Origin of the sequence: Stenotrophomonas sp. pho, assembly GCF_006228405.1 — a bacterium.
Classification (GTDB): domain Bacteria; phylum Pseudomonadota; class Gammaproteobacteria; order Xanthomonadales; family Xanthomonadaceae; genus Stenotrophomonas; species Stenotrophomonas sepilia.
Map to the genome: position 1 here is coordinate 4,101,834 of NZ_CP029759.1, position 18,208 is coordinate 4,120,041.

The following is an 18,208-nucleotide window of genomic DNA, read 5'->3' on the forward strand; positions in this document are numbered from 1 at the left end:
CGCATAATGGACGCGAACACCAGGAGCACCGATGGCCGCAAACGAATCCCCGCGGGCGCCCGCCCGGGACGCGCTGAAACCCCTCCGGCCGACCATTGGCAGCGCTGGGCCCCCGAGACGGCACCTCCGGCCGTGGACCCACCGATGGCGGCGACCCCATCCCCTGTCGCGGCCGATGCGTCCACGCCGGCCAACAGCGCACCGCCGCCGCTGCCCGGCCCGATCGCACTGGCCGACGCCGGCAACAACGATCTGGCCCCGTCGCCATCGGACTCGCCCTACCGCGTGCTGATCGTTGAAGACGATCGGGCGCAGGCCCTGTTCGCGCAGAGCGTGCTGCACGGCGCCGGCATGCAGGCGATCGTCCACAACGATGCCGATGCCGCGCTGCAGGCCATCAAGGAGCACCGCCCCGACCTGATCCTGATGGATCTTCACCTGCCCGGCCTGGACGGCATGCGCCTGACCGCGCTGATCCGCCAGCAGCCCGGCCTGCAGCTGCTTCCGATCGTGTTCCTCAGCGGTGATCCGGATCCGGAGCGCCAGTTCGAAGTCCTCGACAGCGGCGCGGACGACTACCTGAGCAAACCGATCCGGCCCCGCCACCTGATCGCAGCGGTGGCCAACCGCATCCGCCGCGCACGAGCCCAGGCCGCGACCCTGCCCGGCGCCACCGGCGCACCGGCCACCAGCAATCCGGAAACCGGCCTGCCGACGCGCCACCACGTGCTGCAGCAGCTCAACACCGCACTCGCCCACCGCGATCAGGGCGGCGTGTTCTTCATCGAAGTGGCCAGCGCGCTGGGCCTGCGCGAACGCTATGGCTATGCCGCGTTTGAACGGCTGATGGTGCAGGCCGGGCAGCGCCTGGCCGAAGCCGGCCATCCGCACCTGCTGGCACGCCTGAACGACAACAGCTTCCTGCTGCTGGCCCGCAGCGCCGACGAGGACGCCCTTGAAAGCATCGCTGCCAGCCTGCGCGAGCAGCTGTCGGCACGTGCCTTCGTGATCCGCGACGACGAATCCGTGCACCTGCGCGGCGTAGTTGGCTATGCACCGCTGTCACCGGGCTTCGAGGATGCCAACAGTGCGTTGGAAGCCGTCGAGCGCACCACCCTGCAGGCGCGCCTGCTCAGCGCCGGGGTGGCCGGCCATGTGCACCGCCAGGCAGTCACCGAACAGGAACACCTGGCGCTGCTGGAAGGACAGCTGGAACTGGCCTATCAGCCGATCGTCGCTGTTGCCGGCGGCAACACCGCGCAGTACCAGTTGCTGCTGCGCCTTCGCCAGGCCGACGGCACCGTGCTGGCGGCCGGGCAGGTGATCCCGGCAGCGGAAGCCGCAGGCCGCATTGCCGATCTCGACCAGCAGGTGATGGATCACGCGCTGGGGCTGCTGGACCTGTACCGCCACGCGACGCAGCCACTGAACCTGTTCGTCTCGCAGTCGCTGCGCACCCTGCAGCGCGACGCCTTCGCCGACTGGCTGCTGGAATCACTGCAGCAGCGCGACCTGCCGGGCAGTGCACTGGTGATCGACGTGCGCCTGCCGGACGCACTGATCCACACCGTGCCGCTGCAGCAGTTCTGCCAGCGCATGGCCAGTGCCGGGGTGCGCTTCTGCCTGAGCCAGTTCGAACCCAGCGGCGAGGCCGATGCCCTGCTGAACCAGCTGCCGCTGTCGTTCGTGCGCATGGCTGCGCGCTTTTCCAGCAGCCATGCCAATCCGGCCACGCGCGAGGAGCTGCGCAAGGCGATCGATCAGGCCCATGCCGCCGGGCTGCAGATCATCGGCCAGCAGATCGAGGATCCGCAGGCTGCGGCGGCGATGTGGGTCGGCGGCGTCGACTACATCCAGGGCAACATGGTGCAGTCGGCCGGCAGCGACCTGAACTTCGACTTCCACAACGCGGTGCTCTGACGTGCCGCTGTGGGGCGTGCTGCTGGTTGCCCTCGCCGCGGCCACCATCGCGCTGATGGTGCTGGGCCTGCGGCTTCGCGCGCGCGACCGTGCGCTGGCGCAGCTGCAGCGCACGCACGGAGCGCTGGCCGCTGAACGGGACCAGCTACGCCATACCACTGAACGCCAGGGCCAGCTGGAACAACAGCTGCTGCAGGCCAAGCAGGCCGCCGAGGCGGCCGTGCTGGCCAAGGGCGAGTTCCTGGCCACGATGAGCCATGAGATCCGCACCCCGCTCAATGGCATCCTGCCGATGCTGGAGCTGATCGCACGCGGGCCACTGAGCGAGGACCAGCGGCAGATGCTGGCCACCGCCTCGGCCAGCTCGCAGCAGCTGCTGCGCATCGTCGACGACATCCTCGACTACTCCCGGCTGGAAGCACAGGCGCTGGAGCTGGAAATCACCAGCTTCAACCTGCGCGATCTGCTCGATGGCGTGGTGCAGCTGATGCAGCGCGCCGCCGACGCCAAGGGCCTGGCACTGGGCCTGCAGCTGGATCCATCGGTGCGCCTGCCGGTGCGCGGCGACCCGGTGCGCCTGCGCCAGGTGCTGAGCAACCTGCTGGCCAATGCGATCAAGTTCACCGCCCGCGGCCAGGTGCAGCTGCGCGTGCTGCGCCTGGGCGAAGGTGCCGCGCAGCACCAGCTGCGCTTCGAGATCATCGATACCGGCATCGGCATCGACGACGCGCTGCAGGCACGCCTGTTCCAGTCTTTCAGCCAGGCCGACGCATCCACCACGCGCATCTACGGCGGCACCGGCCTGGGCCTGGCCATCTGCAAACGCATCATCGACCTGATGCATGGGCGTATTGGTGTGCAGTCCACGCCCGGCCAGGGTGCTACGTTCTGGTTCGAGATCCCGCTGCTGAAGGTTCCTGGCGACCTGCCGGCGATGACGCGCGCGCCGGCACCGCTGCTGCTGTTCAGTGCCGATGCAACGCTGCAGGCACGCATCGAGCGCATCGCTGCCCACCATGGACTGCAGGTGGAGGTGCTGGCGCAACTGGACAGCGTGGTCGAGCGCCTGCGCGCTCCCGCGCGGCCCGGAAAACCGGCACCCGCCTGGCTGCTGGTCGATGCGCGCGCACGCCGCAACGGCGAGGCCACGCTGCAGCTCGCACTGGGGAACGCGGCGACGACGATGCACTGCAGGTACTGTGGCTGCAGGAGGATGCGATTGCGCAACGCCCCCGCCAGCGCCAGCTGCCCTCCCACTTCGACGACGCCGCCCTGCATGCACTGCTGGCAGCACCGGTCGCCTCTGCCCGCCCCGCTGCGCTGCTGGCCAGCGCGGAACACGAGCAACCGGCTGCCACGCTGCCGCCGCTGCATCTGCGCGTGCTGGTGGTGGAGGACAATACGGTGAACAGGATGGTGGCCGAGCAGCTGCTGCGGGTGTTCCAGTGCGAGGTGCGCAACGTCGCCGATGGCGAACAGGCCCTGGCCGCCCTCCGCGAAGGCGGGCTGGACATCGTGCTGATGGATTGCCAGATGCCAGTGCTGGACGGCTACGCCGCCACGCGCCGCTGGCGCGCCGAAGAAGCGGAAACCGGGCATGCGCGATTGCCGATCATCGCGATGACCGCCAATGCGATGGCCGGCGACCGCGAGCGCTGCCTGCAGGCTGGCATGGACGATTACCTGTCCAAGCCGATCGCACGCGCCACGCTGCATGCGCTGCTGCAGCGCTGGGGTGGCGGTAAAGCCGCAGCACCTGCACGGCCTTCTGTAGAGCCGGGTGATGCTCGGCTGACGGCCAATTGCAGTCGCACGCCATCAGCCGAGCATGGCTCGGCTCTACCGAATCCGGAAAAGCAGGTGGCGCCAGCAGCACAACCGGTGCTCGACCGCGATGTACTGGATGAACTGCACGCGGTGATCGGCGATGCTGCCACCCAGATCGTCACGGTATTTCTTGAAGATGCGCCGGCGATGGTGCAGCAGTTGCAGCTGGCCGCGCGGAACAGCGATGAACCGCGCATGCAGGCCGTCGCGCACAGCCTGAAATCATCAAGCGCGAACGTGGGGGCATTGTCGCTGTCGGCGATCGCGCAGCGGATCGAGCACGAGGCCCGTAGTGGCAGCCTGCAGCGCCCGCAGTCGCGGTGGCGCTGCTGGTTGCGGAATTCGCCCGGGCGCGCGTTGCACTGACGGGCTACCTGGCACAGCATCGCGCCGGCCAGGACCGCTGATTCACTCTTCCAGCTTGCTCAGCAGGTACTTCGGCTCGCCGATGCGCTCGATCAGGTCGAGCTGGGTTTCCAGCCAGTCGATGTGCTCTTCCTCCGAGTCGAGGATCTTCACGAACAGCTGGCGGCTGACATAGTCGCCAACCGAATCGGAATAGGCCACCGCCTCGCGCAGGGTGACCACGCCATCGCGTTCCAGCGACAGGTCGCACTGCAGGATTTCAGTCGGGTTCTCGCCGATGCGCAGCTTCCCGAGCGCCTGGAAGTTCGGCAGGCCTTCGAGGAACAGGATGCGGTCGGCGAGCATGTCGGCATGCTTCATCTCGTCGATCGATTCCTTGTACTCGTGTTCGGCCAGCTCCTTGATGCCCCAGTTCTTCAGCATCTTGGCGTGCAGGAAGTACTGGTTGATCGCGGTCAGCTCGTTGTAGAGGACCTTGTTGAGGAATTCGATGACCTTGGTGTCGCCCTTCATGGGGATGCTCCTGCACGCTGAAAACGCAGGCACTGTAACGCCTTGCGTGCGGTGGTGAAGGAACGCGAATCGTGCGCATTGGCCTGCGCGGTTGCAGGTGAAGGACGCGAAAGCGCGGCGTCAACAGGCCGCGAGGAAACGATCAGGCAACCTGGGCCAGGCCCAATACCGGCAGCGGCAGATCGTGCGTCGCGCGTGCCTTGGCCAGCAGGTCGCCGGCCATGTCCAGGCAGGAACCGCAGGTGGCACCGCAACCGGTACGCATGGTCAGTTCGGCCACCGTGCTGACACCATGGTGGGCGGCTTCGCGGATCTGGTGGTCGGTGACTCCGTTGCAGATGCAGACGTACACAGGCGGGAACCGGGCTGGCAGGCCAGAAGCGGCCTGTTGCCTATTCCAATGGAAACGAGAATGGTTGTCAATCAGAGACCTGAACCATTCTCGATACCGTTCACAGTCGGATTGGCCGGCCCGCCGGACAGCCCGGTCCTGCTGGAAACAGCCGGCGGGGACGCGTTGTGACGGATCGGCCCGCAGCCTGCGTGGCCTCCCATTCAAACCGCCCCGGACTCCCCCTTGGCCTTGCGCGGCCAGTAGCCGCCGCGCTTGGGCGTGCGCTTCCGGGGCCTGTCATGGCCGGCCGCGTGGCCCGGCATCCAGGCCTCGGCGGCACTCTTGGGCATGGCGCTGACGCCCTGCCCGGCCACCCCACGCGCCAACGGCGCCAGGTGTCGCAGCGCGCGCGCATAGACGCCACGCTTGAACATCACCACGTGCTCCACCGGGTACCAGAAGTCCACCCACCGCCAGTGGTCGAACTCGGGCGAGTCGGTATGGTCCAGCTGCACATGCGATTCGTCGCCGGTCAGGCGCAGCAGGAACCAGACCTGCTTCTGCCCGATGCAGACCTGCCGTTCATTGCGGCGGATGGCCCGCGCCGGCAGCTTGTAGCGCAGCCAGCCGGGCGTCGCCCCGAGCACTTCCACGTGCTCAGGCAGCAGGCCGGTCTCTTCCTGCAGTTCACGATACATGGCCTCGACAGGCGTCTCGTCGGTGTTCATGCCACCCTGCGGGAACTGCCAGCCGTCCCGGCGCACGCGTCGTGCCCAGAACACCTGGCCGTCCTGCCGCATCAGCACGATGCCGACGTTCGGTCGATAGCCGTCCGGATCGATCACGATGCGGACTCCTAAGAAAATCTACTGGTCGGGACTATCCATGCCCTCTGTCGGCCCACAAGCACGGCACAAAAGTGTTGACAGGGCCGATACACATCCGCAGAATAGCGGGCTCACCAAGGCTATGTAGCTCAGCCGGTTAGAGCACAGCACTCATAATGCTGGGGTCGGTGGTTCGAGTCCACCCATAGCCACCACACTGAAAATCAAGTTGTTTTTCAGTGTGAAAAGTGAGAAAATAGTTGCACGTTTTGCCCCGTCGCCAAGCGGTAAGGCACCTGACTCTGACTCAGGCATTCGGTGGTTCGAATCCATCCGGGGCAGCCAAATTAAAAGCAAAAGGCCAGATCGAAAGATCTGGCCTTTTGCTTTTAATTTGGTCGCGCATTCCACCTGATCCCTGCGCCTGTCGGCGCGCCCCTTGAACAACAAGGGGGCTCTTCTCCAGAGAGGCACCCGCGGGATCGGACCCTGCTCCGCAGGAAACGGCACCACCCCACCCCTTCCGAGATGCGACGCCCCGGGTAGTGCCGGCCGCTGGCCGGCAACCAGGACATCGATGACCCCAGAACGACAAAAGCCCGACCGAAGCCGGGCTTTTGCTTTCCCATCCAGCGGGCTCCCGAAGGAGCCCAACCAGGCGCGGTAGATCAGCGCTTGGAGAACTGGGTGGCGCGGCGGGCCTTGTGCAGACCAACCTTCTTACGCTCGACTTCACGGGCGTCACGGGTCATGAAGCCAGCCTTGCGCAGCTCGGACTTCAGGGTTTCGTCGTACTCGACCAGAGCACGGGCGATGCCCAGACGGATCGCACCGGCCTGGCCGGTGGTGCCGCCGCCAGCGGCGGTGACCAGGATGTCAAAGCTTTCGGTGTTCTTGGTCAGCTCGAGCGGCTGGCGCACGATCATGCGCGCGGTCTCACGACCAAAGAACTCGTCCAGCGGACGACCGTTGACGGTGATGTTGCCCGAACCCTTGCGCAGGAACACGCGAGCGGTGGAGGACTTGCGGCGGCCAGTGCCGTAGTTTTGAGTGATAGCCATGATTAGATATCCAGAACCTGCGGCTGCTGTGCGGCGTGCGGATGCTCAGTGCCGGCGTAGACCTTGAGCTTGCGGTACATCTGGCGACCCAGCGGGCCCTTCGGCAGCATGCCCTTGACGGCGATCTCGATCACGCGCTCCGGGTGGCGCTCCAGCGCCTGGGCCAGGGACTCGGTCTTCAGGTTGCCGATGTAACCGGTGAAACGGTGATACATCTTGTCCTGCAGCTTCTTGCCGGTGACGGCAATCTTTTCTGCATTGATGACGACCAGGTAGTCGCCGGTATCAACGTGCGGGGTGTAGACCGGCTTGTGCTTGCCACGCAGACGGCGGGCCAGCTCGGTGGCGAGACGGCCCAGGGTCTTGCCCTCGGCGTCGACGAGGTACCAGTCGCGCTGGACGGTCTCGTTCTTGGCAGTGAAAGTGCTCATGAAGAACTCTATGTTAGGTCGGGCTCATTGCGGCGAACGGCTCGCCGGAACTCTGCCACGCGTTGTGAAAGGTGAAGCGTAAGAGGCGGGATTGTACGCAGGTCAAGCCCCCGGTGCAAGCCGGCCATGTCCCGGGTTGGCAGGGGGCCGGAGCCGGGGGAGAATCGAGGGGTCTTCCGTCCCACCGCGTACCGCCATGACCGTGCTCCGCCAGACCACACCGCTGGACCATCTGCTGACCGAAGCGCAGCGCGCCTTGGACACGGTGTTCGGCAACCCGCCGGCAGCCCGCCCCTACCCGGCCGCGGACACCAGCGAGCCGGGCATGGACAACGCTGAACGCCGCCACGCGGCCGGGCTGATGCGGATCAACCACGTCGGCGAAGTCTGCGCACAGGGCCTGTATTTCGGGCAGGCCGCCGTGGCCCGCGACCCTGCCACGCGTGAACACCTGCTGGAAGCGGCCCAGGAGGAGACCGACCACCTGGCGTGGTGTGCCACCCGGCTGGGCGAGCTGGACAGCCGCCCGAGCCTGTTCAACCCGCTGTGGTACGCCGGCAGCTACACCATCGGCACCCTGGCCGGGCTGCGCGGCGACGGCTGGAACCTCGGCTTCGTGGTCGAAACCGAGCGCCAGGTGGAAGCCCATCTGGACGAGCACCTGGTCGATCTGCCGGCCGGCGACCTGCGCAGCCGTGCGGTCATCGAGGTGATGAAGGAAGACGAAGCCCGCCATGCGGAGCACGCCGAGCAGGCCGGCGCACGCCGCCTGCCGTTCCCGATCCCTGGCGTGATGGCGCTGGCCTCCAGGGTGATGAAGACCATCGCCTACCGGCTGTAGGCCCGGGGTAGTGCCGGCTGGCCGGCGACCGCGCAGGCACCGCAGAAGATCAAGAGGTTGCCGGCCAGCGGCCGGCACTACCGATTAATTGGGCGAGACCAGCTTCAGGCCGATCACGCCGGCCACGATCAGGCCCACGCAGGCCAGGCGGGCCGGCGACGCACTGTCATTGAACAGGTAGATGCCGAGCACAGCCACGCCCATGGCACCGATGCCGGTCCAGATCGCGTAGGCCGTACCGACCGGGATGCTCTTCATCGCCTGGCTCATCAGGTACAGGCTGATCAGGGCCGATACCACCGTGGCAACGGTGGGCAGGGGTTTGCTGAAGCCTTCGGAGTACTTCATTCCGAGGGCGAAACCGATCTCGAACAGGCCGGCCAGCAGCAGGTAGATCCAGGGCATGGGTGGGGGCTCCTTACCTTTTTTGAGAAAAACGAAACGGCCCGGTGTTTTCACACCGGGCCGTGGGTCGGTACATCACCGTGGAACTGTAACGCGTGCGAGGCACTGGTTCCACGGGGCGGGTCGTCCCGCCTGGGTGGCGATGCCTGCGGGCATCGCACATGGGGCTTACTCGGACAGGTTCCGGCCGTGGAACAGCTCTTCGATCTCGCGCTTGAGCAGCGCTTCGATCTTCATGCGTTCCTTGAACGACAGGTTCTTGGCCTTTTCCTCGAACAGGTACTGGTCCAGGTCGAAGTCCTTCAGGTGCATCTTCGTGTGGAAGATGTTCTCCTGGTAGACGTTGACGTCGAACATCTCGTAACGCGACTTGATGTTCTTGGCCAGGAAGTTCTGGATCGAGTTGATCTTGTGGTCGATGAAGTGCTTCTTGCCCTTCACATCGCGGGTGAAGCCACGGACGCGGTAGTCCATGATCACGATGTCCGACTCGAGGCTCTCGATCAGGTAGTTCAGGGCCTTCAGCGGGGAAATGACGCCACAGGTGGCCACGTCGATGTCCGCGCGGAACGTGGCGATACCTTCCTGCGGATGGGTTTCCGGGTAGGTATGGACCGTGATGTGGCTCTTGTCCATGTGCGCGACCACGGCGTCGGAGATCAGCTCCTTGCCGGCCAGCTTCTTGTCGATCACCGGTTCTTCGGAGATCAGGATGGTCACCGAGGCACCCTGCGGATCGTAGTCCTGGCGGGCCACGTTCAGGATGTTGGCGCCGATGATCTCGGCGACATCGGTCAAGATCTGAGTCAGCCTGTCGGCGTTGTACTCTTCATCGATGTATTCAATGTAACGCTGACGCTCCTCTTCGGTGCGCGCGTAACACACGTCATAGATGTTGAAGCTCAGCGCCTTGGTGAGGTTGTTGAAACCCTGCAGCCTCAGGCGAGGCAACGGCTTGACCACGGCGGTCGATTCCTGTGTAAGAAGGGAAAGGGGGAATTATGGGGCAAACTGCCCCCGGGGGAACGTGAAGACGCAAGAGTTCTGGCACACTGTTTGCCCTTAACAATTGCGCTGGTTAAGCTCCGCTATCGACCCCGTGAATCCGTTCATGCGCAGAGGGAGCGCTCCTATCGTGTCAACCGTGCGCCTAGCTAGCAGTCCACTGGCCCTGGATATCGCCACAATCGATCGTTTCCTGGCGCACAGCCACAGGCGGCGATATCCCACCCGTACCGACGTCTTCCGGCCCGGAGACCCGGCGGGAACCCTGTATTACGTCATCAGCGGCTCGGTTTCGATCATGGCCGAGGAAGATGACGATCGCGAGCTTGTGCTGGGCTACTTCGGTGCCGGCGAGTTCGTCGGCGAGATGGGCCTGTTCGTCGAATCGGACCGCCGGGAGGTGATCCTGCGGACCCGTACCGCCTGCGAGCTGGCTGAAATCAGCTACGAGCGCCTGCATCAGCTGTTCCTCGGCCCGCTGTCGGCCGATGCCCCGCGCCTGCTGTACGCGCTGGGCCAGCAGATTTCCAAGCGCCTGCTCGACACCAGCCGCAAGGCCAGCCGCCTGGCATTCCTGGACGTGACCGACCGGATCGTGCGCACCCTGCACGACCTGGCGCAGGAACCGGAGGCGATGAGCCACCCGCAGGGCAGCCAGCTGCGCGTATCGCGACAGGAACTGGCGCGACTGGTCGGCTGCTCGCGCGAAATGGCCGGCCGCGTGCTGAAGAAACTGCAGACCGACGGCCTGCTGCATGCCCGCGGCAAGACCGTGGTGCTGTACGGCACCCGTTGATTGCAAGGCAACCCAAGGCTGCCGAGCCATCCTGTAGAGCCGAGCCGACGCTCGGCTGCTGTCCGTCGAAGGCAGCCGCGCATGGCTTCAGCTCTACACGGCCCCTGCGCGGCCCGCTGGGCTAGGCTCGGTGCATGGAGCTGAGCAGCGAATTCTGGTGGTTCATCCTCATCGGCCTCGGCGCACAGCTGGTGGACGGTGCATTGGGCATGGCGTTCGGCCTGGTGTCCTCGTCGGTGCTGCTGAGCATGGGCCTGCCCCGGCGCAGGTCAGCGCCAGCATCCACACCGCTGAAGTGTTCACCACGGGCGCCTCGGGGGTGTCGCACCTCGCAGCCGGAAATGTCGATAAACGCCTGTTCCTGCGCCTGGCCCTGCCCGGCGCAGTGGGCGGTGCATTGGGCGCGTACGTGCTCACGCAGGTCCCGGGCGAGATCATCCGGCCACTGATCTACCTGTACCTGCTGGTGCTGGCGATCATCATCCTGGCCCGCGCCGCTGGGCGCTGGATGCCCCAGGGCGAGATCCGCCGGGTACCGGTGCTGGGCTTCTTCGCCGGCCTGCTCGACGCCAGCGGCGGCGGTGGCTGGGGGCCGATCGCGACGTCCACCCTGCTCGCCCGCGGCGGCCAGGCGCGCACCACCATCGGAACAGTCAACGCAGCCGAGTTCGTGGTCACGTTGACGGTGTCAGCGACCTTCCTGTTGTCGATGGGCGTGCAGCATCTGCAGATCGTTGCCGGCCTGCTGATCGGCGGCATGATGGCCGCGCCGGTGGCGGCGATCCTGGTCAAGCGGGTGAAGGAGCGCTGGGTGCTGGTGGCCGTGGGCGTGCTGGTACTGGGCATCAGCCTGTTCCAGATCGGGCATGCGGTGCACGGGTACCTGGGGCGCTGAGCGCTTGCCGGCCAGCGGCCGGCACTACCGGAACGGAGAAGGGTCGGCACAACCGCGACGGAGAAGGGTAGCGCCGGCCGCTGGCCGGCAGATCCGTCATCGTGCGATGGGGTCAGAGCCCCCATGGGATCTGGCCCCGGGCTACGCCTTGTCGCCGCCGCGATCCACGCATCCCCAGTTGAGGATGCGGGTGCCGGTCGGCAGCACGCGGCGGAAGAACGCCACCCGCCCCGGCTTCGGGTTCACCACCACCGGCGCCTTGGCCGCCAGCAGCAGCGGCAGGTCGGCGGTGCTGTCGGAATAGGCGATATCGATGTCGCCATAGCCGCGCTCGCGCAGCATGCGCATCTTCTCTTCGTTGTGGCAGTGACGGGTGGGACCGACGCCGCCCAGCCGCGGGCCGACCTCGGTGCCGATCACCGGCACATCCTGATGGGCCACGAAGGCCAGGATCGCGCGGGCCAGCTCCGGCGGCGCGCCGGTGGCAACCACCACGCGATCGCCTTTGGCGCGGTGCGCGGCGAACACTTCCAGCGCCTGCGGCAGCAGCTTGGCGCGCATCTGCGCCTGGTTGCGCAGCACGTAGGCGTCGATCACCTTGTTGAAGTCGCGCGCACGGTGCAGGCCGAAGCTGCCGATCCACACATAGACCGAGATGCCCGCGCGACGGGTCGGCAGCATCGCCACCATCGGCCCGGCGATCGGCGTGACCAGCAGCGCCGCCAGCATGCGCAGCGGGTTGCGCTTGATCAGCGAGGCGAACAGGTGGGTACCCGAATCGCCGTCGTAGAGGGTGTGGTCGAAGTCGAAGACCACCAGCGGCGCATCCTCGCGCGGCGTCGGATAGTGCGTTGTCATGTTGCGAAGAATAGCTGACGCAGGCCCTCGCCCGGCTCTTCCACGCGCATGAAGGCCTCGCCGACCAGGAAGGCATGGATGCCGGCGTCGCGCATCAGCGCCACGTCCTGCGGGCCGAGGATGCCGCTTTCGGCGACCAGCAGGCGGTCACGCGGCACGGCCTGCTGCATATCCAGCGTGGTCTGCAGCGACACCTCGAAGGTGCGCAGGTTGCGGTTGTTGATGCCGATCATCGGCGCCGGCACCTGCAGTGCGCGCTCCAGTTCGTCGATGTCGTGCACTTCCACCAGCACGTCCATGCCCAGCGACAGCGCCAGTTCCGACAGCGTGGCCAGCTGGGTGTCGTCCAGCGCGGCGACGATCAGCAGGATGCAGTCGGCGCCCAGCACGCGTGCCTCGTACACCTGGTAGGCGTCGATCACGAAGTCCTTGCGCAGCACCGGCAGCGTGCAGGCTTCACGGGCCTGCTGCAGGTAGGTATCGGCGCCCTGGAAGAAGTCCACGTCGGTCAGCACCGAAAGGCAGCTGGCACCACCGAACTCGTAGCTGACCGCGATGTCAGCCGGTCGGAAGTCGGGGCGGATGACGCCCTTGGACGGGCTGGCCTTCTTCACCTCGGCAATCACCGCCGGGTCGCCGTTGGCCACGGCCGCCTGCAACGCGCGCACGAAGCCACGTACCGGCGGGGCGCTGGCCACGGCGGCCTGCAGCTCCTCGAGCGGGCGCTGGGCGCGGCGCTGGGCTACTTCTTCGGCCTTGCGGGCCAGGATCGTCTGCAGGATGTCGCTCATCGTCTTCGATTCGGTGCGGGGCGCTGAGGACGGCCATTATCGGCCATCGACGGGGTCAGGCTGAACCGCGCGCTCAGGCAACCAGCGCGCGGGTGGTCTCCACATACTGCTGCAGGCGCTGGCGGGCGCTGCCATTGGCGATGGCGGCACGGGCGCGGGCCAGGCCATCACCGATGTCGCTGGCCACGCCGGCCACGTACAGCGCGGCGCCGGCATTGAGCGCGACGATGTCCAGCGCCGGGCCGGGCTCGTTGTCCAGCACCGCGCGCAGCATCTGGATGGACTGCTCCGGGCTGTCCACGCGCAGGTTGCGGCTGGCCGACATGGCGATGCCGAAGTCCTCCGGGTGGATCTCGTACTCGCGCACCTTGCCGTCGCGCAACTCGCCCACCAGGGTGCCGGCGCCGAGCGAGATCTCATCCATGTTGTCGCGGCCCCAGACCACCATGGCGCGCTCGGTGCCCAGCTCGCGCAGCACGCGCGCCTGGATACCCACCAGATCAGGATGGAACACGCCCATCAGCACCGACGGCGCGCTGGCGGGGTTGGTCAGCGGACCAAGGATGTTGAAGATGGTGCGCACGCCCATCTCGCGGCGGACCGGCGCGACGACCTTCATCGACGGATGATGGATCGGCGCGAACATGAAGCCGATGCCTGTCTGCTCGATGGCAGCGGCCACCTGCGCTGGCTGCAGCTCGATGGCCGCGCCCAGTGCTTCCACCGCATCGGCGCTGCCGGACTTGGACGACACGCTGCGGTTGCCGTGCTTGGCCACGCGCGCACCGGCCGCAGCCGCCACGAACATCGCGCAGGTGGAGATGTTGAAGGTGTGCGAGCCATCGCCACCGGTGCCGACGATGTCGACCAGGTGGGTGCTGTCGGCCACCGGCACCGCCAGCGCGAATTCGCGCATGACCGTGGCGGCGGCGGCGATCTCGTCGATGGTTTCCTTCTTCACCCGCAGGCCGGTGAGGATGGCGGCGGTCATCATCGGCGACACGTCGCCGCGCATGATCTGCCGCATCAGGTCGACCATCTCGTCGAAGAAGATCTCGCGGTGCTCGATGGTGCGTTGCAGGGCTTCCTGGGGGGAGAAGCTCATGGGAATGCTCCTTGGATCAGGCCGCCGGGCGCTGCAGGAAATTGCGCAGCAGGGCGTGGCCGTGTTCGGTGAGGATGGATTCGGGGTGGAACTGCACGCCTTCCACCGGGAACTGGCGGTGGCGCAGGCCCATGATCTCTTCGATCGAGCCGTCCTCGTTCTCGGTCCAGGCGGTCACTTCCAGGCAGTCCGGCAGACTGTTCTTGTCCACCACCAGCGAGTGGTAGCGGGTGGCCTGGTAGCGGTCCGGCAGGCCGGCGAACACGCCCTTGCCTTCGTGGCGGATCGGCGAGGTCTTGCCGTGCATGATGTTGCCGGCGCGGATCACGATGCCGCCGTAGACCTGGCCGATGCCCTGGTGGCCCAGGCACACGCCGAGGATCGGCGTGGTCGGGCCCAGCCGCTGGATCAGCTCCAGCGACACGCCCGCTTCGTTGGGGGTGCACGGGCCGGGCGAAATGACGATGCGCTCGGGCTTCTGCGCGGCGATCTCGTCCACGCTCATTGCATCGTTGCGCACCACCTTCACTTCAGCGCCCAGCGTCTGCAGGTACTGCACGAGGTTGTAGGTGAAGCTGTCGTAGTTGTCGATCATCCACAACATGGTCAGGTTCCGTCGCTTATCAGGAAAATGGCGTACACGTTTTCGGTGTAGGTGATGGGGCCGGCTTCGACCGACTCGGGCAGGCGGGAGCCCGTGGTCTCGATGCTGTTCATCGGTGCCTCGGGCGCGGGCGGCGAAGGCGGCGTCACCAGATCCCCACTGCTCGGCCAACTGCCGGCCTGGATGCCATAAGCAAAGTTCGGCGCTACGTCGGAAATGCTGTACAGGCCGCGCAGCCGGGTGCCGTAGGCCTTGGCCAGACCCTGCGCGGACTCGCGGGTCCGGGCCGCCGCCTCACCCTTGAGTTCGCGGCGCAGCGCCACTTCACCCGAATAGGTTGGCGCCAGGCTGCTCACCTGTACGTTCTCGTCGGCCTTCAACGCACCCAGCACATCCTGCATCGCCTTCACGCTGGCGAAGCTCGCACGCAGCTGGCGCGATACGCGGGTACCGATGAAGACCTGCCGGTTCTGCTCATAGCGCGTCGCCGGGCCGATCCGCAGGTTGTCCGCACGCACGCTGCCGTCCACCGCCTTGTGCTGCTTGAACAGCGCCAGCGCGCGCGCCACGTTGTCCTGCACGCGGCGGCGCGCGGCGTCGGCGTCCATGTCGGTCTCTTCGATGTTCAACTGCAGGCCGAAGCGGTCCGGCATCACCACCCGACGCGCCTCGCCCTTCACCAGCAGGTGCGGCTGCGACGGAATGGTATTGGCCTGCGCCCACGCAGACGGGGCCATCGTGGCCAGCAGCGACGACCACAGCAATGCGCTCAGCAGCTTCATGCGGTACTCCTTGTCTTCAATGGGAACAGCGGAAGATGCCGCGGCGCAGGCCACGGCACGGGGAGCGTCACAGGCCCTTGGCGGCCTGGGCGACGGCGCGGAACAGCGCACGGCCCTTGTTCATCGTCTCGTCCCATTCCTTGTCCGGGTCCGAGTCGTAGACGATGCCGGCGCCGGCCTGCACGTACAGGCGGCCATCCTTGATGACCGCAGTGCGGATCGCGATCGCGGTATCGGCATCGCCGTGCCAGCCGATGTAGCCGATGCTGCCGGCGTAGACGTTGCGCTTGATCGGTTCCAGTTCGCGGATCACTTCCAGCGCGCGGATCTTTGGCGCGCCGCTGACCGTGCCGGCTGGGAACGTGGCGCGCAGCACGTCGGCATAGCTCAGGCCCGGCTGCAGCTGCCCGGTGACTTCGCTGACGATGTGCATGACATGGCTGTAGCGTTCGATCACGAACTGCTCGCCCACTTCCACGGTACCGGCCCTGGAGACGCGCCCGGCATCGTTGCGGCCGAGGTCGATCAGCATCAGGTGCTCGGCGCGTTCCTTGGGGTCGGCCAGCAGCTCGGCTTCCAGTGCCAGGTCCAGCTCGGGCGTGGCGCCACGCGGGCGGGTGCCGGCGATCGGGCGCACGGTGACTTCGCCATCCTGAAGGCGTACCAGGATCTCCGGCGAGGAACCGACCACCTGCAGGTCGCCGACATCGAGGAAATACATGTACGGCGAGGGATTCAACGCGCGCAGCGCGCGGTACACATCCACCGGGCGCGCCTTGAACGGCACGCTCAGGCGCTGGCTGAGCACTACCTGGAAGATGTCACCGGCGCGGATGTATTCCTTGCTGCGCTGGACCGCATCGACGAAGCCTTCGCGGGTGAAGCCGGAGACGAAATCCGATTCGTCCAGCACGTCGCTGTTGAGCGGTGCCGGATAGCCGGCGCCCGGTGCACGCAGCTTCGCCGTCAGTGCGTCCAGGCGCGCCTGCGCCTGTTCGAAGGCACCGTCGACACGCGGGTCGGCGTGCACGATCAGGTACAGCCGGCCCTTGAGATTGTCGAATACCGCCAGCTCGTTGGAGTCCAGCAGCAGGATGTCCGGCGTGCCCAGCTCATCACGGCCAGCCGGCGGGGCCAGGCGCGGCTCGATGTAGCCGATGCACTCGAAGCCAAACCAGCCGACCAGGCCGCCGGTGAAGCCCGGCAGGCCTTCCAGCTTGGGCACCGAGTGGGCGCTGCGCAGCGCCTCGACTTCGGCGAAGGGATCGGCTACCTCGCGGGTGTCCACCACCTGGCCGTCTTCGCGCACGGTCAGCGTGTGGCCGTGGAAGGCATACACGCGGCGCGCCGGCAGGCCGATGATCGAGTAACGACCAAAGCGCTCGCCGCCTTCGACGGATTCAAACAGGTAGGTATTGGGGCCGTCGGCGAGCTTCAGATAGACCGAGAGCGGCGTGTCCAGGTCGGACAGCACTTCGCGGACGACGGGAATGTGGGTGTGGCCTTCAGCGGCCTGCTGCTGAAACTGAGCGTGCGAGTTCAAGACGACTTTCCTTCCGGGACACAGCGTTATGGGGGCGGACGACGGCAACGGGCCACCATCGCCACCAACGGCGTGCGGAAGAAAGAGTATGCGGGGTCGTCTGGCTGGACACCCCTTGACTGTATCGCAGCTTGCGCGGCAGGGGAACCCTGGGAAACTGAACCACCGGACGCCCGCAGTGGCCACGGGGACTGATGACTCTACCCCTGCCCCTCCAGCAACGGGCATCCGGTCGGCAGATGCATCCGCACCCTGCCCGGCACGCACTCGACGCGAAAGTGACGGGCCTGCACCGGTTCGCCGTCCAGATTCAGGGTCAGCGCCTTGGGCGCATCGATCTGCAGCCACGACAGCCGCGCCCGTGTGGCCAGCTGTTCCAGTGCGGCCTGGGTACCGGACTTCAGCATCTGGCCGAGGGTGGCGGCGACCTCCCCTTCCAGTTCCGGAAGCACGGTCACATCCAGCAGTCCATCATCGATCAGTGCCTGCGGGCACAGCTGCTGGCCACCGCCGGCCTGCCGGCCATTGCCGATGCCGAGCGCGATGAAGTCACCTTCCCAGGCGAAGTCCGGGCCGGACAGGCGCGCGGCGATCGGCTCGATGCGGCCCAGCTTGGCGATGCCGGTGATCACGTAGGCCAGCCCACCGAGCATCTTCTTCAAGCCGGCATCGGTCTCCACCGTCACCTGCGTGCCGAAGCCACCACTGGCGAGGTTGGCGCACCACCAGGGCGTGCCATCGGCATCCACGCGCAACAGGTCGATGGGCCGTGCCGGCACCTGGCCGATCAGCGCGAGGGCATCGCCGGGCTCGGTGGGAATGCCTGCCGACGTGGCGAAGTCGTTGGCGGTCCCCATCGGAATCAACGCCAGCGAAGGCAGCGCTTCTGCCGGTTCCTCACGATGGGCCAGCGTCTCGGCCACCGCGCTGAGCGTGCCATCGCCACCGGCCGCCACGATCACGTCCACGCCATGATGGATGGCCTCGGCAACGTAGCGTTCAGCGTCACCGTCTTCCCAGGTCACCCGCACCTCCAGCTGCACGCCCTGCCCGCGCCAATGGCCCACGGCGTCGCGCAGTTCATCGTTGCCAGCCGATTTGCCGTTGAGGATCAGGCGCCAGCGCGGGTGGTCATGCGGTACTTCCAGGTCAGGGCGGCACAGGCTAGCAATGCACTGTTTGCCCGCAGTGAATGTCACGCAGGTGTCATTCAGCTGCTGGAGAATGGAAGGCCATAGCAGGGACGACGGATGGAGGCAGGATCAGCCTCCCACGCATGCAGCGAGGCCACGCCAGTGATTGGC

17 protein-coding genes, 2 tRNA genes and 2 pseudogenes are annotated in these 18,208 nt (G+C 66.5%); 7 read left to right on the forward strand and 14 right to left on the reverse strand.

Annotation, left to right across the window (positions count from 1 at the left end; translation table 11 throughout):
* Positions 1-6 precede the first annotated feature (6 nt).
* Both DL544_RS19115 and DL544_RS19120 read left to right on the forward strand, forming a co-directional pair.
* On the forward strand, positions 7-1,920 hold the full coding sequence (locus DL544_RS19115) for an EAL domain-containing protein (protein WP_139727837.1): 1,914 nt from the start codon (positions 7-9) through the stop codon (positions 1,918-1,920).
* A 1-nt stretch (position 1,921) separates the two neighbouring features.
* Positions 1,922-4,154, forward strand: a pseudogene (locus tag DL544_RS19120) (ATP-binding protein).
* A gap of 1 nt (position 4,155) precedes the next feature.
* On the opposite strand, the gene bfr reads toward DL544_RS19120, so the two are convergent.
* The 3 genes from bfr to DL544_RS19135 all read right to left on the reverse strand — a co-directional run bounded on the left by bfr (position 4,156) and on the right by DL544_RS19135 (position 5,805).
* Complete coding sequence (gene bfr / locus DL544_RS19125) at positions 4,156-4,626, reverse strand: bacterioferritin (RefSeq protein ID WP_005419804.1); 471 nt, start codon at positions 4,624-4,626, stop codon at positions 4,156-4,158.
* Positions 4,627-4,768: 142 nt separating this feature from the next.
* Positions 4,769-4,978 (reverse strand): (2Fe-2S)-binding protein, encoded by a 210-nt coding sequence (locus DL544_RS19130; RefSeq protein WP_065178881.1) that lies wholly within the window; start codon positions 4,976-4,978, stop codon positions 4,769-4,771.
* 203 nt (positions 4,979-5,181) lie between these two features.
* Positions 5,182-5,805 (reverse strand): RNA pyrophosphohydrolase, encoded by a 624-nt coding sequence (locus DL544_RS19135; RefSeq protein WP_005419809.1) that lies wholly within the window; start codon positions 5,803-5,805, stop codon positions 5,182-5,184.
* Between the two features lie 120 nt (positions 5,806-5,925).
* Here DL544_RS19135 and DL544_RS19140 point away from each other — a divergent pair.
* A tRNA-Met gene (locus DL544_RS19140) sits at positions 5,926-6,002 on the forward strand.
* A gap of 55 nt (positions 6,003-6,057) precedes the next feature.
* Positions 6,058-6,132 (forward strand) — tRNA-Gln (locus tag DL544_RS19145).
* 323 nt (positions 6,133-6,455) lie between these two features.
* Here the strand turns inward: DL544_RS19145 and rpsI are convergent.
* Together rpsI and rplM are read right to left on the reverse strand one after the other, a co-directional pair.
* Complete coding sequence (rpsI, locus tag DL544_RS19150; protein ID WP_005411311.1) at positions 6,456-6,848, reverse strand: 30S ribosomal protein S9; 393 nt, start codon at positions 6,846-6,848, stop codon at positions 6,456-6,458.
* A gap of 2 nt (positions 6,849-6,850) precedes the next feature.
* Entirely contained in the window at positions 6,851-7,279 is a 429-nt protein-coding gene (gene rplM / locus DL544_RS19155) for a 50S ribosomal protein L13 (protein ID WP_005414692.1), read from the reverse strand.
* A 196-nt stretch (positions 7,280-7,475) separates the two neighbouring features.
* On the opposite strand from rplM, the gene coq7 reads away from it, so the two are divergent.
* Positions 7,476-8,120, forward strand: a complete 645-nt coding sequence (coq7, locus tag DL544_RS19160) for a 2-polyprenyl-3-methyl-6-methoxy-1,4-benzoquinone monooxygenase (RefSeq protein WP_065178880.1) — start codon at positions 7,476-7,478, stop codon at positions 8,118-8,120.
* Positions 8,121-8,204: 84 nt separating this feature from the next.
* Here the strand turns inward: coq7 and DL544_RS19165 are convergent, their stop codons facing one another.
* Positions 8,205-8,525 (reverse strand): DMT family transporter, encoded by a 321-nt coding sequence (locus DL544_RS19165; protein WP_005419816.1) that lies wholly within the window; start codon positions 8,523-8,525, stop codon positions 8,205-8,207.
* Positions 8,526-8,693: 168 nt separating this feature from the next.
* Entirely contained in the window at positions 8,694-9,488 is a 795-nt protein-coding gene (gene speD / locus DL544_RS19170; protein WP_005411315.1) for an adenosylmethionine decarboxylase, read from the reverse strand.
* Positions 9,489-9,636: 148 nt separating this feature from the next.
* Here speD and crp point away from each other — a divergent pair, with 148 nt between their 5' ends.
* Complete coding sequence (gene crp / locus DL544_RS19175) at positions 9,637-10,326, forward strand: cAMP-activated global transcriptional regulator CRP (RefSeq protein ID WP_010482649.1); 690 nt, start codon at positions 9,637-9,639, stop codon at positions 10,324-10,326.
* A gap of 134 nt (positions 10,327-10,460) precedes the next feature.
* A pseudogene (locus DL544_RS19180) lies at positions 10,461-11,221 on the forward strand (sulfite exporter TauE/SafE family protein).
* A gap of 141 nt (positions 11,222-11,362) precedes the next feature.
* On the opposite strand, the gene DL544_RS19185 reads toward DL544_RS19180, so the two are convergent.
* From DL544_RS19185 to yegS, 7 genes are all read right to left on the reverse strand, one after another.
* Complete coding sequence (locus DL544_RS19185) at positions 11,363-12,079, reverse strand: haloacid dehalogenase-like hydrolase (RefSeq protein WP_139727839.1); 717 nt, start codon at positions 12,077-12,079, stop codon at positions 11,363-11,365.
* Positions 12,076-12,870 carry an indole-3-glycerol phosphate synthase TrpC gene (gene trpC, locus DL544_RS19190; protein WP_139727841.1) on the reverse strand — a complete coding sequence of 265 codons (795 nt, stop codon included), beginning with the start codon at positions 12,868-12,870 and terminating at the stop codon, positions 12,076-12,078. Before trpC ends, DL544_RS19185 begins: the two co-directional genes overlap by 4 nt.
* A gap of 73 nt (positions 12,871-12,943) precedes the next feature.
* Positions 12,944-13,975, reverse strand: coding sequence for an anthranilate phosphoribosyltransferase (trpD, locus tag DL544_RS19195; protein ID WP_049443905.1), 1,032 nt, complete (start codon positions 13,973-13,975; stop codon positions 12,944-12,946).
* 16 nt (positions 13,976-13,991) lie between these two features.
* A complete protein-coding gene (locus tag DL544_RS19200; protein WP_139727843.1) occupies positions 13,992-14,579 on the reverse strand; it encodes an anthranilate synthase component II in 588 nt (195 codons plus the stop codon).
* A gap of 2 nt (positions 14,580-14,581) precedes the next feature.
* A complete protein-coding gene (locus DL544_RS19205; protein ID WP_065197061.1) occupies positions 14,582-15,361 on the reverse strand; it encodes an SIMPL domain-containing protein in 780 nt (259 codons plus the stop codon).
* Between the two features lie 67 nt (positions 15,362-15,428).
* Complete coding sequence (gene trpE / locus DL544_RS19210) at positions 15,429-16,904, reverse strand: anthranilate synthase component I (RefSeq protein WP_065178876.1); 1,476 nt, start codon at positions 16,902-16,904, stop codon at positions 15,429-15,431.
* A 200-nt stretch (positions 16,905-17,104) separates the two neighbouring features.
* Positions 17,105-18,052 carry a lipid kinase YegS gene (yegS, locus tag DL544_RS19215; protein ID WP_139728159.1) on the reverse strand — a complete coding sequence of 316 codons (948 nt, stop codon included), beginning with the start codon at positions 18,050-18,052 and terminating at the stop codon, positions 17,105-17,107.
* Between the last annotated feature and the right edge of the window lie 156 nt (positions 18,053-18,208).

Bases quoted from the DNA above. Each gene is read 5' to 3' on its own strand.
- DL544_RS19185 (WP_139727839.1), bottom strand. From the start codon at position 12,079: ATGACAACGCACTATCCGACGCCGCGCGAGGATGCGCCGCTGGTGGTC.
- coq7 (WP_065178880.1), top strand. From the start codon at position 7,476: ATGACCGTGCTCCGCCAGACCACACCGCTGGACCATCTGCTGACCGAA.
- bfr (WP_005419804.1), bottom strand. From the start codon at position 4,626: ATGAAGGGCGACACCAAGGTCATCGAATTCCTCAACAAGGTCCTCTAC.
- trpD (WP_049443905.1), bottom strand. From the start codon at position 13,975: ATGAGCTTCTCCCCCCAGGAAGCCCTGCAACGCACCATCGAGCACCGC.
- DL544_RS19200 (WP_139727843.1), bottom strand. From the start codon at position 14,579: ATGTTGTGGATGATCGACAACTACGACAGCTTCACCTACAACCTCGTG.
- DL544_RS19205 (WP_065197061.1), bottom strand. From the start codon at position 15,361: ATGAAGCTGCTGAGCGCATTGCTGTGGTCGTCGCTGCTGGCCACGATG.
- crp (WP_010482649.1), top strand. From the start codon at position 9,637: ATGCGCAGAGGGAGCGCTCCTATCGTGTCAACCGTGCGCCTAGCTAGC.
- DL544_RS19115 (WP_139727837.1), top strand. From the start codon at position 7: ATGGACGCGAACACCAGGAGCACCGATGGCCGCAAACGAATCCCCGCG.
- trpC (WP_139727841.1), bottom strand. From the start codon at position 12,870: ATGAGCGACATCCTGCAGACGATCCTGGCCCGCAAGGCCGAAGAAGTA.
- rpsI (WP_005411311.1), bottom strand. From the start codon at position 6,848: ATGGCTATCACTCAAAACTACGGCACTGGCCGCCGCAAGTCCTCCACC.
- rplM (WP_005414692.1), bottom strand. From the start codon at position 7,279: ATGAGCACTTTCACTGCCAAGAACGAGACCGTCCAGCGCGACTGGTAC.
- DL544_RS19165 (WP_005419816.1), bottom strand. From the start codon at position 8,525: ATGCCCTGGATCTACCTGCTGCTGGCCGGCCTGTTCGAGATCGGTTTC.